Annotated in this window: 1 pseudogene; it reads right to left on the bottom strand. The window is 30.8% G+C overall.

Features of this window, described 5'->3' with window-relative positions:
* Positions 1-255: 255 nt before the first annotated feature.
* Positions 256-422, bottom strand: a pseudogene (locus tag ACM0OY_RS40595) (ISAs1 family transposase); the annotation flags it as partial.

Genomic DNA, 422 nt, shown 5'->3' with positions numbered 1-422 from the left:
CAGGGCGGCCGCATCTTATTTACTAATAAAAATTAAAACAGATCTGAAAATGTCATAGATAATCTGACAAAGTGCTTTTATTATAAATAAAACAAATCAATAACTTTCCCACAATATCAATTAACTTATCTCCAGATAAATCATTACCTATTAATACTAAAAATACTCCTTAATTGGGTACATAAAATTATGCTTGTCCTCCAGACAAGTGAAACTTCTGCCTAAAAATTTTAATTCAAGTTTTGATATACTATTTTAAGCTAACGCTAAAACTCTTGCTAAATAGTTATCATCCATTGCGGCGAGAAACTGTTTGTTTTTTATTCCACGTTTGACCCGCTTCTCCTTAGTTAAAAGATTGACTGCAATTTGTCGTAATAGTGCGAAATTCTGTGGAGCATTATCTTTTCTAATTCGACAAT

Source organism: Nostoc sp. CCY 9925, assembly GCF_963920935.1.
Classification (GTDB): Bacteria; Cyanobacteriota; Cyanobacteriia; order Cyanobacteriales; family Nostocaceae; genus Nostoc.
This window is presented reverse-complemented; position numbering and strand designations above follow the sequence as displayed.